This window comes from Paenibacillus rhizophilus (assembly GCF_003854965.1).
In the GTDB taxonomy this organism is placed as follows: domain Bacteria; phylum Bacillota; class Bacilli; order Paenibacillales; family Paenibacillaceae; genus Paenibacillus_AQ; species Paenibacillus_AQ rhizophilus.
In genome coordinates this window covers 171,695-188,406 of sequence record NZ_RQPI01000004.1, presented here as the reverse complement: position 1 = coordinate 188,406, position 16,712 = coordinate 171,695, and the positions used below count along the sequence as shown (strand labels likewise).

The following is a 16,712-nucleotide window of genomic DNA, read 5'->3' as shown; positions in this document are numbered from 1 at the left end:
TTGGCTATTATGCGGTAGAGAGGACTCGAACCTCCACGAGCGTACGCCCACTACCCCCTCAAGATAGCGTGTCTGCCATTCCACCACTACCGCTTATGGTGACCCGTAGGGGATTCGAACCCCTGTTACCTCCGTGAAAGGGAGGTGTCTTAACCCCTTGACCAACGGGCCTTACTTTAGTGTCACAACAAAAATGAGTATAGCAAATCCTCATCCATCTGACAAGCATTATTTTTTAGAATAAAATACGGCGGCTTGCCACATGGATGCAAACCGCCGTCCCCCCTTTCTCCGCCCTTCCCGCGGAGAAAGAAGGAAGGCCCGTTTTAAAAGAGGCCCGTCTCCTTCAAAGCTTCCAACCCTTCCTTAAATTCATAGCCTAAACTTTGGGCCACCGCCTGATTGGTGACTTGTCCGGCTGCCACATTGATGCCGCGTGCGAGCGCGGCATTGCCTTCCGCCGCCTCATGCATGCCGAAATTCGCAATTCGCAGCGCGTATGGAATCGTTACATTTGTCAGCGCCAGCGTCGATGTCCGGGCGACCGCTCCCGGCATATTGGCAACCGCATAATGAACAACCCCATGCTTGATATAGGTCGGATTCTCATGAGTGGTAATCCGGTCGATGGTCTCAATCGAACCTCCCTGGTCGATAGCGACGTCAACGATAACCGAGCCTTCCGTCATCTGCTGGACCATATATTCCGTGATCAGCTTCGGCGCGCGGGCGCCCGGAATCAACACGGCGCCAATCAGCAAATCGGCTTTACGGACCGCCTCCTCGAGATGATAGGAATCCGACATTATGGTGATCAGCCGGCCGCCGAAAATATCGTCCAGCTCCCGAAGCCGGTTCGCATTCAAATCGAGGATGGTAACCCTGGCGCCCATGCCAATCGCTACCTTTGCCGCGTTCGTTCCGACCACGCCTCCTCCAACGATAACGACTTCTGCGGGCCTCACTCCCGGTACGCCGCCCATTAAGATGCCTTTACCGCCATGCGGCTTCTCCAGCAGCCCTGCGCCGATCTGAACGGCCATCCGCCCCGCTACTTCGCTCATAGGCGTCAGCAGCGGCAGCGAGCCGTCTGGAAGCTGAATCGTTTCGTAGCCGACGGCGACAACTCCGCTGTCCACCAGCGCCTTCGTAAGACCCGCTTCGGGAGCAAGATGAAGATAAGTGAACAGGATCAGATTCCGGCGGAACAAGCCATACTCTTCCGGCAAAGGCTCCTTCACCTTGATCACCATCTCCGCTCTGGACCACACCTCTGAAGGAGAGTCGAGAATTTCAGCCCCTTTATCCCGGTATTCCGAATCGTCGAATCCGCTGCCTGTACCGGCGGAAGTCTCAATCAGCACAGTGTGCCCCGCCTTTTTTAGCGCTTCGACTCCCGCCGGTGTGATACCCACACGGTTTTCGTTATTCTTGATTTCTTTCGGTATACCGACAATCATGCTAATTCCTCCTTCTCGTATATGGCAAGATAGCAGGACAGCCGCCCCATTGACAAATGGAGCGGCTTCCTGAGCAGCCTAGCGATATTTTGGAAATGAATTGTCTTTTACGAAAGAGAGATCAAATCGAAAACTTACGGATTAACCTTGGTTTCGAAAGTTTGCTTGCCGCCTACGAATTTCAGTACAACAGCCGCTTTAACCGGGTCATGCGTTTCGTTCAACGTAATTTTGCCGGTAGCCAGCTGCAGATCCTTGGTTGCTGCCAAAGCGTCCTTAATCTTGGCCGCATCGGCTGCTCCTGCGCGGGAAATAGCGTCTGCTACCAGTTTGACAGCGTCATAGCCAAGGGCTGCCATGCCGTCCGGAACTGCGCCGCCGTTAGCCGCTTTGTAGGCGTCAACGAAAGATGTAACTTCAGGAGCGGTATCTTCCGGCGAATAGTGGTTGGACATGAAGGTATTGTCCAGAGCCGCTGCTCCTGCGATTTCAGCCAGCTGCGGAGAATCCCATCCGTCGCCGCCCAGGAACGGAACCGTAATGCCCATTTCACGCGCCTGTTTCAGGATTTTGCCTACCTCTTCATAGTAACCAGGCAGGTAGATAACGTCCGGATTGGATGCTTTGATGCGAGTCAGTACGGCTTTGAAGTCGGAGTCTTTTTGTTGGTAAGACTCTTGGCTCAAGATTTGTCCGCCGTTTTTCTTAAAGGTTTCTTCAAAGAACTTCTGCAGACCTTTCGAATAGTCACTGGACGTATCCGTGTAGATTACAGCTGTTTTAGCTTTCAGCGAGTTGGTTGCAAAGTTAGCCATAACCTGTCCTTGGAAAGGATCGATAAAGGCTGCGCGGAACACCCATTCGTTCACTTTGCTTGTGCGCTCGTCAACAGTAACTTTAGGGTTGGTAGCGCCAACGGCTACGAGTGGAATTTGTTTTTCCGTAACAACTGGAACGATACCCAAAGTGTTGGTGGAAGTCGATGCGCCGATAATGGTAACAACCTTGTCGTCGGTGATCAGTTTTTGAGCAGCTTGCGTTGCTTCCTCGGATTTCGAAGCGTTATCGGCTACAACCAGCTCCAGCTTCTTGCCAAGCACGCCGCCAGCATCGTTAATTTGCTGAACAGCCAGCTTCGCGCCTTTCGATGCGGAGTCGCCGAAGGATGCTTGGCCGCCTGTGAGCTCAAGGTCAGCTCCGATTTTGATCGTGTCTCCGGCAGAGTTACCGCCGTTTGCGGAATTCCCGCTGCTCTCTGTGTTGTTGCTGCCGCAGCCTGCTGCCAATACGGCAGTCAGCACTGTCGACAAAATAATGGCCCCGATTTTCTTCATTGTTCTCCCAGCCTCCCAGATAATTTAATTTATATGTTGGTTCTGTGATGCCATGAATAGAGCTAAATGTGTTAGTGCCCGAGATAAGCCATTTTGATTTCTTCCGAATCGGCCAATTCCTTGGCGTCTCCTTCCAGTACGACTCTGCCGGTTTCCAGCACATATGCGCGGTGGGCGATTTTGAGTGCCTGATGCGCATTTTGTTCAACCAGCAGCACGGTCGTTCCGGCTGCGTTCACTTCCTGGATAATCTTGAAAATATCCTGCACGAGAAGCGGCGCGAGGCCCATGGACGGTTCATCCAGCAGCAGCAGCTTCGGATGTCCCATAATGGCGCGGCCCATAGCAAGCATTTGCTGTTCGCCGCCGGACAGTGTTCCGGCCTGTTGCTTCTTGCGCTCCCGAAGCCTCGGGAAGGTATTGTAGACTTTCTCGAAATCAGCCGCCAAATTGCTGGAATCCTGCAAATAAGCGCCGAGCTCCAGATTTTCCTCTACAGACATATTGGCAAACACGCGTCGTCCTTCGGGACAATGAATCAGCCCCTGCTTGACGATCGCCTGAACGCTTTGATTTGTAATGGATTTCCCTAAAAAGTCAATGCTTCCCGTCTTCGGCTTAAGCAATCCCGAAAGCGTCTTTAGAAGCGTCGACTTGCCGGCGCCGTTGGCTCCGATCAGCGTAACGATCTCTCCCTGCTTGACGTTGATGCTGAGGTCCTTCAGAGCGTGAATGGCTCCGTAGTAAACGTTGATCTCCTGTACTGTAAGCATAGCCTTTACGCCTCCTGTCCCAAATACGCTTCGATAACCTTCGGATTGCTCCGGATCTCGGACGGCGTACCGTTTGCGATGAGCATTCCGCGGTCGAGTACATAAATCCGGTCGCAGACCCCCATAACAAGCGACATGTCATGCTCGATCAGAAGAATCGTAAGGTCGAACTCCTTGCGGATCCAGGCGATGAGATTCATCAAATCGCGCGTCTCGTTCGGATTCATACCGGCCGCCGGCTCATCGAGCAGCAGCAGCTTCGGTCCGGCGGCAAGTGCCCGCGCGATTTCAAGACGACGCTGGTTGCCGTAGCTGAGATTGCCGGCAAGCTCTTCGCTTTGATCGGCGAGATTGAATATCTTCAGAATATCCAATGCCTTCCGCGTAATTTCGTCCTCTTCCTTGAAATGCTTTGGCAGACGAAGCATGGAAGTGAACATGGAGTGTTTGGCATGCTGATGAAAGGCAATTTTGACGTTCTCAAGCACCGTCATTGCCGTGAACAGGCGGATGTTCTGGAAGGTGCGCGCGGCTCCCTTGTGATTGATCTTGAATGGTTTCATGCCGCCGACCGACTCATTGTTAAGGATAATACTGCCTGTGGAAGGCGGGTAAACACCGGTCAAGAGATTGAACAGCGTCGTTTTGCCGGCGCCGTTCGGTCCGATCAGACCGATCAGTTCGCCTTTTTTAATATGAAGAGAGACCTCGCTGAGTGCCTTTAGCCCCCCGAAGGAACGGCTGGCTTCCTTAACATCAAGAAGCACTGCTGTCGCTGATGCCGCCATTTGCCTTCGCCTCCTTTTTGCCGAACTTCTTGAGAGAGAATTTCGTGCTTCCAAGCAGACCGCCCGGACGGAAAATCATCATCAGAATCAAAACGATCGAATAAATAATCATGCGCCATTCCGGGACATCCCGAAGGTAAGTATACAGCAGGGTAACGAATACAGCGCCGACGATCGAACCGGCCGTGCTTCCGAGTCCGCCGAGAACGACCATAACGAGAATTTCGAACGACTTCAGGAAGTTGAAGCTGCCCGGAGTGATGACGTAGAACGTATGAGCAGACAGACCTCCGGCCATCCCCGCGAACAGAGCGCCGAGCGTAAAGGCAATAACCTTGTACAGTGTCGTGTTGATACCCATCGCTTCCGCCGCGATTTCGTTCTCGCGGATGGCGAGACAAGCCCGGCCGTGTGTGGAGCGGATGAAGTTATTAATCAAGACAACCGTAATTAACATAAAGAAGAACATGATAGTCCATGTCGATTTTGCCGGAATGCCGCTGAGGCCCGAAGCCCCGCCAACGTATTCCGTGTTGAGCATGATAATCCGGATAATTTCGCCGAATCCGAGTGTCGCGATCGCCAAATAGTCGCCGTTCAGGCGAAGTGTCGGCATCCCGATCAGCACGCCGAAAATCGCAGCCACAATCCCCCCCGCAACAATAGCGAGAACAAACGGAACGTCATAGTCAAGCGTAAGAATCGCCGAAGTATAGGCGCCGACGGACATAAACCCGGCGTGGCCGATGGAGAACTGTCCGGTAATGCCGTTAATCAGGTTAAGCGATACTGCCAGCATAACGTTGACGCAGATCAGAAGGAGCATCGATCTTTGAACATCGTCCAATATCCCCGTTGTTAGCAGAACTTGCACAACTCCATACAAAGCCAAGGCTGCGATAATGCCAAGCCAGAATTTTTTATTTATCTTCTTCACACCGTTTCCCCTCCTACACTTTCTCCCGGACATTCTTGCCGAACAGCCCGGATGGTTTAAAGATAAGGATCAGGATCAACACAGCAAAAGCTACGCCATCACGCCAGGAGGAATATCCCATCGAAGAGATTTCCGTCTCTACCGTACCCAGCAGCAGGCCGCCAACAAGTGCGCCCGGAATGCTTCCGATGCCTCCAAGCACCGCGGCGACGAAAGCTTTTAGTCCCGGCATAACGCCCATAAGCGGGTCTACGGAGTTGTAAGTCATGCCGAAAATAACACCGGCCGCAGCCGCAAGCGCCGAACCGATGGCAAAGGTCGCAGAAATGGTGCGGTCCACGTTGATCCCCATCAGACGCGCCGCTTCCATATCGAACGATACCGCCCGCATCGCTTTACCGGTCTTGGTATAACGTACGATATATTGCAAAATAATCATTAGAATAATTGTTGTAATCAGAATCATGACCTGATTCGAATCCACCTGGATGGAAGTGCCGAACAATTGGTACTGTTTCTTCACCATAATGTCCGGGAAACCTTGCGCCTGTGGTCCAAGCACGAGCACACCGGTATATTCCAGCAAAAAGGATACGCCGATTGCCGTAATGAGCGCCGCGATTCGTGTAGATTTGCGTATCGGCTTATATGCCAGACGCTCAATGGTGATACCGAGCAGCGCACTGACCGTCATGGAGAAAATCAGAGATATAATCAGGACCAAAACCGGAGGAAGACCCGCCGAAGCCAGATATCTGGCGCTGAACAATCCGATAAACGAGCCGACCATAAACACATCCCCATGTGCAAAGTTGATCAGCTTGATAATTCCGTAAACCATGGTATAGCCCAAGGCGATCAGCGCATAAATGCTGCCTACGGAAATTCCGTTAATTAATTGCTGAATAAAGTACTCCATCGCCATCCCCTTTTCCCATTTTCATTGTCTTTCCCTCTTCTCTCTTTCATTCTTTCTTTTTAATGATGTTACCTATATTAACATATGTCCTTTTTTTCGTCACTAAGATTTTAGTGCATTCCAAGAAATTTCGAAATTCAATGTGATGTTTAGCAACTTGAAATGTAATCTACATGTTATATAGTGTAACAATTTATTAGAAAAGCAGAGCATTATGGAGAAAAACAGAGATAAATCAATGTGGGCCAAACGTGGAATTTTTTCCCTAAACGAATATAAAGCTTTATTTTGTAGCATTTAATATAACATTTCTCTCTTTAAAGCACTATTCCTTCAAATTATTAAAGAGTTAATTCATCACATTTCTCGATGATCCTTCCTTTAAAAATGGAGAAATATGCTTTGTTCTTCTCTCGTTATGCTTGAAAGCAGCTTGAAACAAAAAAAGCCCCCTCTCGGGAACTCTTTCTTCTATATATATGTATCGTGTTCATCAAACCTGTCAAGTTTAAAACAGCCGCACATTTCAGATGAAATATGGCGGAGAGAGAGGGATTCGAACCCTCGCACCGCTTACGCAGTCTAACCCCTTAGCAGAGGGTCCCCTTATAGCCACTTGGGTATCTCTCCAAGAAAATGGCTCCCCGAACAGGACTCGAACCTGTGACAACTCGATTAACAGTCGAGTGCTCTACCAACTGAGCTATCAGGGAACATTTTAATGTGAACAAAACATAATTTATCACGATTTCACACTACAGTCAAGAGCGGGGGGAAACCTGGGAAATCGCTTACGAAGGCTGCTTAAAAATGAAGCTGCTCTCCGTCCGATGGAATGAGCACGCCGCCGAGCAACCCTTTCTGTTCGAGCCTTTCCCGAAGTTTATCCCTGGTTAGCAGGCAGTGGTTAATCGCATCCATGTGGACGGCCACCACTTTCGTTCCGGGAGCATGGCCGCATAAATGCGCGATATCTTGTTCGCTCATGGTAATGGGACACCCAGCGGCAAACCTTGCTTCGCCCGCATTTAGAACAGCAACTTCCGGCCGATGCGAGTCAAGCGCCTCCCGCACCTCTTCGCACCAGATCGTATCTCCGGCGACATAGAGCACAGGCTCATCAGGCGCACGGAATACAAAGCCGGATACCGGGCCCATCTGCCGTCCGATGATTCCGGTGCCATGTCTTCCCCCGGTCCGAGTCAGCCGCACACCCCGGAATTCCGCCTCCTGCTCAATAGGAACTGCTGCGGTAAAGCCTTGAGAGGCGACCGCTTCCCCTTCCTCGTGCTGGCAGAACAGCGGGACGTCTTTGGGAAGCAGAGACGCCGCTGCGGGGTCCCAGTGGTCATTGTGAAGATGGGTCACGATTACGGCATCCGGTTTTAGCCACCCTCCCACCGGGCCGGGAAGATCGACGAGCGGGTTTCTCCGGTTATTGCTACTGTTCATGATCGGCGGATACGCGCCTTGTTCACCGAGCATCGGATCGATCAGAAAGGTCGATCCCCCGTATTCCAGCCAAAGCGACGCATTTCTTATCAATTGAAGCTTCATAGGGATGTACTCCTTCTTTTTCATGAGTTCTGCTACAATTAAGTATAATTTTCCTCATGGTTTGGAGTACATCATCCGGTGAAAGGATTAATCCGGATTTATTTTCATACAGAAAGGAATTCATTGATGATGGGCCAAGCGCTTATAGACGAGACCGATCTGCTCATTCTGCGGCAGCTGATACACGACTCCACACTTAGCCATAAGGAGATCGGCATGACGGTTCATATGACGGGGCAGGCTGTGGGGGCGCGTATTCGCAGGCTGCGGGAACTGGGCGTCATTACGGGATATTCGGTAGGCTGGAATCCGGAAAAGCTGGGACTTCACGTACACGCCTTGATAACCGTATTCTTAAATTCAGGCGGCGCCCACCGGATGTTCCTGCAGTTCGTTGAAGCCGAGGAAGAAATTGAAGAGGCTCACCGCGTCAGCGGCGAGGGCTGTTATTGGATGAGGGCGCTCACGCAAAGTCCGGAACGGCTTAACGCTCTGCTCGACCGGCTGCTTAAGTATGGCAACTATAAGGTAAGCCTCGCCATCAGCCGGATCAAGTAGGCTGCTGAGTTATTTGCCTGTCGACCGACCGTTCCCGCTCTCCTTATTGTTTCCTAATTAGACTCGGCGCCTTGAATAACCGCAAGCTGTAGCGGTCCTGCGCAATTCCCGCAGCGGTAGCGCTGCGGATTCACCTTGCGCTTGCGGAGATACTCCGTAGCGCACTGCTTGCAAATGAGCTTGTAGCGGTAAGGCAGCGGCTTTCTCGCCTTCGCTCCGGGAAGGTTCTGACAGTACCGGCTTCCTCCCACACGGGCGAGCAGCGCCTTGAAGTCGGCGTCGCGGTGCCTGTACCCTCTTTTTGCCAGATGGAGATGGTAGTGACAGAGTTCATGCTTGATGATCTTCTCCGTTTCTTCAGGTCCGTACGCCGAAAGCTGGTGGGGATTGATCTCTATGTTATGGCTCTTCATAAAATAGCGTCCTCCCGTGGAGGACAGCCTGCCGTTAAACGACGCTTTATGGCGAAAAGGCAATCCGAAGCTTTCCCGCGACACCCGCTCAATCCAGCGCTGCAGTTCTTCGTTGGTCATGCTCATGATTTTGGCGGCTCCGTTTCTTTAACGCGCTCGGCGCTTGCTGCAATCTGTACTTGAATTGTAACTTGCGCATACGCTACACTTCAAGAAGGAAGACAAGGACGGAGGGAGAATGACTATGCCGAAAATGCGGTATGTAATTTTGCAGCAAAATCAGGAGCTTCAATTCGTGGAAATGCCTGAGGATTACGCGTATCAGCTCAGTGCGCTCAATCTTAGACTGAATAAGGAGCTCGACAAGCTGACGGCCGAGAATGTGCCCGATCTGCCGCTTGCGGTGGCTGAATGCGATTCCCTGGAGCTGCTTCGCGAGCAGTATTCGCTGGAATCCGGACTCGATTATATCAACCGGCTGGAGCGGGCTTTCGCCTCCATTCAGGAGCAGAACTATCCGCTCATATCCCTGCTGACGGAAATCCGGGCGCTGCAGGCGCAGCTTGAGCAGTGGTATGAAGAAGAAAATCTTTTATTGTGAAAAAGGCTTCCCGGCAGCCGGAACGCGGCAGCATTCATCTTCGGCTTGAGGCGCACCATTGCCCAACTCCTCACATATGTTAACATACCTAAGCACACAGAGGAGGGGTTCCCTTGCCGCAGTGGCTCAGCCATCAGCTGATGAAAGCTTATTACAAAAAAGACCGGCGACAAATCAAGCTGCTGAACGAATGCTGGTTCTTCTACCGGGATTCCGCAGTCAAGCGTTAAGCTCAGTCCGTCCGGTTTGGCGCCGCGCTGTCCAAGAGCCGTTACCGGTTTGCCGTGCCGGCAAGCCTTATGAATGCCCTAAATACAGATCCATCTCTTCTCTAAAGGGATGGATTTTGTTTTGTCCAGCTTAAGGAAGCAATCAGAATTTCGGGAATACATATCGGACCAGGAAATACAGAAATCCGAAGAAAATAATAATATAGGCGGCGTACTTGATAAAGGTGGAGGCGACAAGACTGGAATCCGTTTTCTTTTGCACCTCTCGATGCTCCACTTCCACATTGCTGTCTTTGTAACGCGTGTCCATGATCGATCACTCCTTACCTGAATTTTTTGAAAATGCACCATCTGCCCAAGATTAACGGCTCTCCAACGGCGGGGCTTATAAACAGGATTTCCTGCCCGGGCCCGCTTAGGCTTCATTACCCGGACCAATTCAAATTTGAAACAAACAGCCGCTACCCTGCCCTTCGCGATTAAACCCGGAAGGTGAAAGTGCGGCAGGTTAGAAAAAGCATCTGTTCGGGCGGTTGTCTATCCGAAGCTTCGTTTGGACGGCCAGGAGCCCTGCAGCTTGCGGACCAGCACAATTTGTCCCGTATGATAGGCATCATGCAGGATGAGGCTCATGACTTCTTCTCCGGGAGCATGCCCCGAGCCTCCCCAATCGTACGCGCCTTCCCCAAGCGCCTCGATAATTTCACGCAGATCGGCATGGGTTTTTTTGAGGCGGGAAACCGCCAGCCCCCAAGCATCTTCACCGCTTTCCGACACCGTAAACGTAGCGTCGTTGCTCTCCAAATTCGGCAGCTTGGGCAGACCCTTCAGCTTCCGCAGCAGCCGGTCCTTATAATAAGTGAGATGATTGACCGTCTCCCAAATCGAGTTGGCGGCTTCTCCCTGCGGCTTCCATAGCGCCTACTCGCTGTCAACGCCATCCAGCGCATCCTTCAGCGGCGGGGCCCAGTCCTCCTGATCCATCGCATAATCCCAGTTTTGGAGCAGAACCTCGCTAATTTTGTTTTGCATGCAAAGCGCACAATTGCATGAGCTCAAGAAGCTGCGCAGTTGTCTTTTTGATGCGGTCCGGGAAATTGTGGATGGGAAAGAGCCTGCTCTGCTGCCGGAGCGCTTGAACCCCTACATGGCTGCTGGACCTGTGGTGCGGCAGGCGGCAAAGGACGAAGATGGAAGGATTAAAGTGGTGCTGCTGCCGCTGCGGGCCGATTGGGAACAGGTGATGGCGGAAATCGCCGCCTCTTTTGCCTCTGCCTTGGCGGAAAAAGAAGAGTCGAGATTTCGCATTTGCGACAATCCCGACTGTCTTTGGGTCTACTATGATGATACACGCAACCGTTCCAAGCGCTACTGCGACGATAAAGCCTGCGGCAACCTGATGAAGGTTCGAAGGTTCAGGGCCCGGAAGAAAGCGGAGCAGTAAGAAAAGGCCTAGTGAACTCTCCCCCACTTAGCTTACGCATGAAGTGGGGGCCTCTGTTGGCATCGATACAGGGTTGCACACGCTTGCGAGCTTCATGATTGAAGGCTCACTAAATCTATTCAAAAACATGGCGAATCCATCTAACGGAACCGTCAATTTATACAGCCCGCAAAAAAACGGCCTGGATCTCCAGGCCGTTGTTATTTTTTATAGAGCCATTTCCCTCATTCTGATTCTATTTAAACGATAGAGCGTTCAGCTCTTACTTCGACTTGCTTCGCTTCGAGCGGCTTCTTCCACAAGCCGAACACCAGAGCGGAGACAACCGAACCGATGGCTACCGACAGCAGGAACAGCAGGGCGTGGTTCGCGAGTGCGGCTACGAAGATGCCGCCATGCGGAGCCGGGATATTAATTTGCCACCACTGAGTCAATCCTCCGGCAATAGCCGATCCCAAGATACAGGAAGTCAGAACGCGCATTGGGTCGGCGGCCGCAAACGGGATCGCGCCCTCGGTAATGAAGGACAGGCCGAGCACATAGTTCGTCAAGCCGGACTTGCGCTCATCTTCCGTGAATTTCTTCTTGAAGAACGTGGTTGCCAATGCGATCGCAAGCGGAGGAACCATACCGCCGGCCATAACAGCCGCCATCATCAGACCGTTCGTATTGCCGCTGGATGTGAAGACGCCAATGGCAAACGTGTAAGCCGCTTTATTGAAGGGACCGCCCATGTCAATTGCCATCATTCCGCCGAGAATCAGCCCAAGCAGAACGGCGTTGCCGGTTCCGAGGTTGTTCAGACCGCTGATAAGACCTTCATTGATCCAGCTAAAGACCGGATCGAACAGGTAGAACATAATGGCGCCGGTAACGAGAAGACCGAATACCGGGTACAGCAGAATCGGCTTGAGACCGTCGAGCGTCTTAGGCAGGCCGGCGAACACTTTGCGCAGGCCGATAACGATATAACCGGCCAGGAAACCGGCTGCAAGACCACCAAGGAAACCGGCATTGGAACTTGCGGCCATAAAGCCGCCGACCATACCTGGCATCAGCGCCGGGCGGTCACCGATGCTCATTGCGATGAAGCCGGCCAGGATCGGAATCAGGAAGTGGAACGCTCCGTCACCGCCACCGATGGTCTGCAGAAGCTTGACAATCGGATTATCTACGCTTGCAACTTGCTCAAACAAGAAGGAGATGGCGAGCAAAATACCGCCGCCGACGACAAACGGCAGCATGTGGGAGATACCGTTCATCAAATCTTTATAAATCTTGCTGCCGACGCTGGTCTTGCCCGCGGATGGCGCATCCGAAGCGGCCTTGCCTTCGTTGCGGTAGATCGGGGCGTCGCCCGCAGCCGCTTTGCGGATCAGCTCTTCCGGCTTGCGGATACCGTCGCTTACCGGTCTTTGCAGCAGTGGCTTGCCGTCAAAGCGGGCCATTTCCACCTGTTTGTCGGCGGCTACGATAACGCCGCTTGCCCGCCGGATTTCGTCGGGAGTGAGCACATTCTTGGCACCCTCGGAACCGTTGGTTTCCACGCGGATATTGATTCCGAGTTCTTTGGCCTTCTTCTTAAGAGCGTCTTCGGCCATGAACGTATGGGCAATGCCTGTAGGACACGCGGTAACTGCGACTACAAACGCATCCAAGTTGTTCGGGTTGCCTACGATCATTCCGGCCGCCGACGGTTGTTCGGCTTGCGCCTTTTTGGCCTCTTCCGCTTGTTTGGCCGCTTCCTGCTGCGCCTGTTTGGCGTCGAAGAGCGCCGTCACTTCATCCGGCGTCCGGGTATTCTTCAGCTCGTCGATGAATTCGGCATCGATCAGCAGCCGGGAAAGAGCGGCAAGCGTACGCAGGTGCGTGTTGCCCGCACCTTCAGGAGCGGCGATCATAAAGAACAGATACGCAGGCTCTCCGTCCAGAGTATCGTAGTCCACGCCTGTGGCGCTTTTGGCAAATACGACAGTCGGTTCATTGACCGCTTTGGTCTTCGCGTGTGGCATGGCAATCCCGCCGCCGATACCGGTGCTGGACTCTCCTTCGCGCTTCAAAATCATTTCCTTAAATAACACTTGATCGTTAATGCGGCCGCTTTCGGCAAGGCTGGCAATCAGTTCATCGATCGCAGCTTCCTTGGTTGTAGCTTTCAGGTCCATGATCATGGTCTGTTTAATCATCAGATCCGTAATTTTCATATAGGTTCAACTCCCCGTAAATTCATAAATGTGCATATCGCACGTCTTGTCATTTTGACGATCCTGCATATCAAAGGGTTATGATTTCAACCTGCGGACGAAGCCGCTCGATCTCCTCCTTTGTTGCCAGGTCATCGGAAAATGCGGTAGCGCTTCCCGACGCGACTCCCGTGCGGAAAGCCTCAATCGGATTCCCTGTAAGGAACAGCGTGCCGACAAATCCGGCTATCATCGAATCGCCCGCGCCTACGGAATTCTTAACCGTCCCGGACGGCACAGTAGCGCGGTACACCTCATTTTCGGTAATAAGCAAAGCTCCCTCGCCTGCCATGGAAATCAGCACATTCTTTGCGCCCTCTTCCAGGAGCTTACGGCCGTAAGTGACGATCTCTTCCACAGAGTGAATCGTAACTCCGTACAGTTCGGCGAGTTCATGATGATTCGGTTTGACCAGCAGCGGTTTGTGAACCAGCGCGTCCATCAGCGCCTTGCCGGTGGTGTCGATGACGAATTCCGCTCCGGACTGCCCGCATGCCTGGATCAGCTTCTGATAGAAATCTCCTCCCAGGGAAGGAGGCGCGCTTCCGGACAAAATGACAATGTCGTTCTCCTGCAAATGGGACAGTTTATCCAGCAGCTGCTGTGCTTCCTCTTCACGAATGACCGGCCCCAGTCCGTTAATCTCCGTCTCGTCTCCATGTTTGAGCTTGATGTTAATACGTGTATCATCCGCCACAAATACGAAATCACTTTGGATCGAGTCTTCGCGCAATTTGTCCGCAATATAGTGGCCGGTAAATCCTCCAAGAAAGCCCAGAGCCGTATTCCCTACCCCAAGCTGGTCAAGCACACGGGATACATTAATTCCTTTGCCGCCGGGAAGCTTCAAATCGCGCTTCATCCGGTTCAAGTCGCCAAGCTTCAGGTCTTCAACCTCCACGATGTAATCGATGGAAGGGTTAAGCGTCACAGTATAGATCATCATTCATCCCTCAATTATTTTGGTTTTATTTGCAATGGATTGGCGAAGCCGCTCCGGAACTGCCTCCGTTATCACGGTAGCCTCGTACAAATCGAACAGTTTGGCAAAAGCAACTTCGCCGAATTTACTGGAGTCCGCAAGCACGTAAGTTTTGCCGGATAACTGATGGGCCCGTCTTTTAATCAGCGCTTCCTCAGGGTCAGGTGTCGTATACCCCCACTCCGCATCTACGCCATTTGTACCTAAAAAGCATTTATCGAAACGAAAATTATCCATGTTTTGAAATGCGATGCTTCCGATAACGGCTTTGGTATGGCTCTTCATCATGCCGCCGAGCAGATAGCTCGGAATGCGCTTACTTACAAGCGCTTCAACATGCGACAAGCCGTTTGTCACGACGGTTATGCCCTTGGCTTTAATATGGGGAATCATGGCTAACGTAGTTGTTCCCGCATCCAGATAAATACATTCACCATCAAGCAGTTGGCTGGCGGCCAAACGGGCGATGATGTTTTTGGGCTGAATGTTTTTGAATGTTTTTTCATCCATGCCGGGTTCCTGGCTTTTGTGAGGCAGTAAAGATGCTCCGCCATGTACCCTCTTCAGCAAATTACGGCTCTCAAGATCGATTAAATCCCGCCGTACCGTCGATTCCGAAGCTTCGAGCAAATCCATAAGCTCCTGTATCTTGACGACGCCCTTCTCTTGTAAGCGCTGTATTATTAATCCGCAGCGTTCTTCCGTAAGCATTTTCATTCCTCCAACTGACCATATAGTAACATATTCACATCAAAAAACAATCATTATTATTCATATTCCCTCAAAAACCTTCATTTTTTTTATACAAATATTGCAATATTGTGAACGCTTACTTTTTGTGAAGGGTTCGTCATCCAACACGGGATTAAGTCTGATAGAAGTAACATGCGGCTTTGTGTCTGAAAAATCCGGAAGTGCCGGATACTGTCGAAATTCAGAGAAACACAGTTTAAAAAAGTACATATTCAAAGGTTTGGTTTATTAACCAGACCCTACTAATTCGCTGTGAATATAAATATAGAGAATAGGAAATGCAGCGTTGCCTTATTTTATAAGGTAGAAGGAGGTGAGGGGGAGACATGACATTCGACATTGGATTTACTAGTTTTGTTTTCATTATGGCTATGCTAGCTATTTTCTGGAGACCTGGAGGTATAAATGAAGCTTGGCCAGCATCAATTGGGGCCGGACTAATATTACTTGCAGGAATAGTATCTGGTAATGACGTTGCGGACATCATTCAGAAAATAGGAGGGGCGTCTATTACCATTATGGCGACGATTGTCATGGCGGTCATATTGGAAAGTTTCGGATTTTTCAATTGGGCCGCTGTACGGCTAGCCACTATGTCAAAAGGTTCCGGCTATCGCTTATACTGGTACATTCAAATACTATGCTTTTTAATGACCTTTTTATTTAATAATGACGGAAGCATCCTGATTACGACCCCCATATTAATATTATTGCTAAGAAACCTGCGGCTAAAACCACATGAAATGATTCCTTATCTATTAAGCGGAGCTTTGATCGCAACAGCTTCCAGCGCTCCTATCGGGGTAAGTAATATAGTTAATTTAATCGCATTGAAAATAGTTAATATGAGCCTATTTATGTATACAGCAATGATGTTTATACCTGCAACTATGGGATTATTGTTTATGTCATGTCTAATGTTTCTAGTAGTAAAAAAGAAATTGCCAGAGAAATTGCCAGCTGCAGCCTATGATTTAGAGGAGCAATTCTTCACTACAAATTTCCATCCATTAAAGGGAAGAATTTCTGTGGAAACCAAGAAAAAACGAACCCTTTTTATGTTGAAAATATTACTGTTTGTTTTTGCAATGCGTTGTCTCCTCTTTGTTGCATCTTTCTTCTCCATTCCGGTTGAATGGGTTGCCGTAATGGGTTCGACCTGTTTACTTTTATGGAGATGGTACCAATTGGGAACGAATCCCGTCGATATCCTAAAGAAAATACCGTGGCACATTCTGGTCTTCGCCTTCTCAATGTACGTTATTATTTATGGGCTTCATAATACCGGACTGACAACAATACTGGTGAGAATAGTTACTCCCATTGTAACTCAAGGATTAATGCAGGCAAGCTTGATTATGGGCGGATTAGTTTCCATTTTGTCTAACATTTTTAATAACCATCCTGCTCTGATGATCGGAACCATTACCTTAACAGAAATGAAGCTTGATCCCGTCACACTAAAAACAATCTATCTTTCAAATATTATAGGCAGCGATATGGGTTCCTTGCTACTTCCTATTGGAACACTTGCCTCTCTTATTTGGATGCATATCCTTAGACAAAAGAAGATTAAAATTAAATGGAAGGATTATTTACATGTCACGTTGATCGTTGTCCCATTAACAACTATTGTAACCTTGTTTCTATTATACTATTGGGTTCAATTGATATTTTCTTAAATACTGGAGCGAAGAAGATGCGTTCATGCCCAAATGCG

17 protein-coding genes, 4 tRNA genes and 1 pseudogene are annotated in these 16,712 nt (G+C 50.5%); 5 read left to right on the top strand and 17 right to left on the bottom strand.

Annotated elements, in window-relative coordinates; translation table 11 throughout:
• Positions 1 to 10: 10 nt before the first annotated feature.
• From EH198_RS10075 to EH198_RS10025, 11 genes are all read right to left on the bottom strand, one after another.
• Positions 11 to 93, bottom strand: a tRNA-Leu gene (locus EH198_RS10075).
• Between the two features lie 3 nt (positions 94 to 96).
• Positions 97 to 171: transfer RNA gene (locus EH198_RS10070), tRNA-Glu, on the bottom strand.
• Between the two features lie 155 nt (positions 172 to 326).
• A complete protein-coding gene (gene ald, locus EH198_RS10065; RefSeq protein ID WP_124695402.1) occupies positions 327 to 1,460 on the bottom strand; it encodes an alanine dehydrogenase in 1,134 nt (377 codons plus the stop codon).
• Between the two features lie 134 nt (positions 1,461 to 1,594).
• Positions 1,595 to 2,794: an ABC transporter substrate-binding protein gene (locus tag EH198_RS10060; RefSeq protein WP_124695401.1), complete on the bottom strand. Its 1,200-nt coding sequence runs from the start codon at positions 2,792 to 2,794 to the stop codon at positions 1,595 to 1,597.
• Between the two features lie 71 nt (positions 2,795 to 2,865).
• On the bottom strand, positions 2,866 to 3,567 hold the full coding sequence (locus tag EH198_RS10055; protein ID WP_124695400.1) for an ABC transporter ATP-binding protein: 702 nt from the start codon (positions 3,565 to 3,567) through the stop codon (positions 2,866 to 2,868).
• Positions 3,568 to 3,572: 5 nt separating this feature from the next.
• Complete coding sequence (locus tag EH198_RS10050) at positions 3,573 to 4,355, bottom strand: ABC transporter ATP-binding protein (RefSeq protein WP_124695399.1); 783 nt, start codon at positions 4,353 to 4,355, stop codon at positions 3,573 to 3,575.
• Positions 4,324 to 5,325 (bottom strand): branched-chain amino acid ABC transporter permease, encoded by a 1,002-nt coding sequence (locus tag EH198_RS10045; RefSeq protein ID WP_124695398.1) that lies wholly within the window; start codon positions 5,323 to 5,325, stop codon positions 4,324 to 4,326. The genes EH198_RS10050 and EH198_RS10045 overlap by 32 nt, the downstream gene beginning before the upstream one ends.
• Positions 5,306 to 6,211, bottom strand: coding sequence for a branched-chain amino acid ABC transporter permease (locus EH198_RS10040; RefSeq protein ID WP_124695397.1), 906 nt, complete (start codon positions 6,209 to 6,211; stop codon positions 5,306 to 5,308). The genes EH198_RS10045 and EH198_RS10040 overlap by 20 nt, the downstream gene beginning before the upstream one ends.
• Positions 6,212 to 6,749: 538 nt before the next feature.
• Positions 6,750 to 6,841: transfer RNA gene (locus EH198_RS10035), tRNA-Ser, on the bottom strand.
• 7 nt (positions 6,842 to 6,848) lie between these two features.
• Positions 6,849 to 6,924: transfer RNA gene (locus EH198_RS10030), tRNA-Asn, on the bottom strand.
• A gap of 91 nt (positions 6,925 to 7,015) precedes the next feature.
• Positions 7,016 to 7,768 (bottom strand): MBL fold metallo-hydrolase, encoded by a 753-nt coding sequence (locus EH198_RS10025; RefSeq protein ID WP_124695396.1) that lies wholly within the window; start codon positions 7,766 to 7,768, stop codon positions 7,016 to 7,018.
• A 129-nt stretch (positions 7,769 to 7,897) separates the two neighbouring features.
• On the opposite strand from EH198_RS10025, the gene EH198_RS10020 reads away from it, so the two are divergent.
• Positions 7,898 to 8,326 carry an Lrp/AsnC family transcriptional regulator gene (locus EH198_RS10020; protein ID WP_124695546.1) on the top strand — a complete coding sequence of 143 codons (429 nt, stop codon included), beginning with the start codon at positions 7,898 to 7,900 and terminating at the stop codon, positions 8,324 to 8,326.
• Between the two features lie 53 nt (positions 8,327 to 8,379).
• Here the strand turns inward: EH198_RS10020 and EH198_RS10015 are convergent, their stop codons facing one another.
• Positions 8,380 to 8,859, bottom strand: a complete 480-nt coding sequence (locus EH198_RS10015; RefSeq protein ID WP_124695545.1) for a SprT family protein — start codon at positions 8,857 to 8,859, stop codon at positions 8,380 to 8,382.
• A gap of 124 nt (positions 8,860 to 8,983) precedes the next feature.
• On the opposite strand from EH198_RS10015, the gene EH198_RS10010 reads away from it, so the two are divergent.
• Together EH198_RS10010 and cmpA are read left to right on the top strand one after the other, a co-directional pair.
• Positions 8,984 to 9,340 (top strand): hydrolase/acyltransferase, encoded by a 357-nt coding sequence (locus EH198_RS10010; protein WP_124695544.1) that lies wholly within the window; start codon positions 8,984 to 8,986, stop codon positions 9,338 to 9,340.
• Positions 9,341 to 9,453: 113 nt separating this feature from the next.
• A complete protein-coding gene (gene cmpA / locus EH198_RS10005; RefSeq protein WP_090834029.1) occupies positions 9,454 to 9,570 on the top strand; it encodes a cortex morphogenetic protein CmpA in 117 nt (38 codons plus the stop codon).
• Positions 9,571 to 9,712: 142 nt separating this feature from the next.
• Here the strand turns inward: cmpA and EH198_RS24595 are convergent, their stop codons facing one another.
• Entirely contained in the window at positions 9,713 to 9,880 is a 168-nt protein-coding gene (locus EH198_RS24595; protein WP_185702834.1) for a hypothetical protein, read from the bottom strand.
• Between the two features lie 227 nt (positions 9,881 to 10,107).
• Positions 10,108 to 10,473: pseudogene (locus EH198_RS10000) on the bottom strand (DinB family protein); the annotation flags it as partial.
• 127 nt (positions 10,474 to 10,600) lie between these two features.
• Here EH198_RS10000 and EH198_RS09995 point away from each other — a divergent pair.
• Entirely contained in the window at positions 10,601 to 11,014 is a 414-nt protein-coding gene (locus EH198_RS09995) for a CGNR zinc finger domain-containing protein (RefSeq protein ID WP_124695543.1), read from the top strand.
• 239 nt (positions 11,015 to 11,253) lie between these two features.
• Here the strand turns inward: EH198_RS09995 and EH198_RS09990 are convergent, their stop codons facing one another.
• The 3 genes from EH198_RS09990 to EH198_RS09980 form a co-directional block, all read right to left on the bottom strand.
• A complete protein-coding gene (locus EH198_RS09990) occupies positions 11,254 to 13,218 on the bottom strand; it encodes a PTS fructose transporter subunit IIABC (protein ID WP_124695395.1) in 1,965 nt (654 codons plus the stop codon).
• Positions 13,219 to 13,288: 70 nt separating this feature from the next.
• The gene (pfkB, locus tag EH198_RS09985) at positions 13,289 to 14,200 is read right to left on the bottom strand and encodes a 1-phosphofructokinase (RefSeq protein WP_124695394.1); all 912 of its coding nucleotides are present in this window, start codon (positions 14,198 to 14,200) and stop codon (positions 13,289 to 13,291) included.
• Between the two features lie 3 nt (positions 14,201 to 14,203).
• Positions 14,204 to 14,950, bottom strand: coding sequence for a DeoR/GlpR family DNA-binding transcription regulator (locus tag EH198_RS09980; protein ID WP_124695393.1), 747 nt, complete (start codon positions 14,948 to 14,950; stop codon positions 14,204 to 14,206).
• A 368-nt stretch (positions 14,951 to 15,318) separates the two neighbouring features.
• On the opposite strand from EH198_RS09980, the gene EH198_RS09975 reads away from it, so the two are divergent.
• The gene (locus tag EH198_RS09975; RefSeq protein WP_124695392.1) at positions 15,319 to 16,674 is read left to right on the top strand and encodes an arsenic transporter; all 1,356 of its coding nucleotides are present in this window, start codon (positions 15,319 to 15,321) and stop codon (positions 16,672 to 16,674) included.
• Positions 16,675 to 16,712 lie beyond the last annotated feature (38 nt).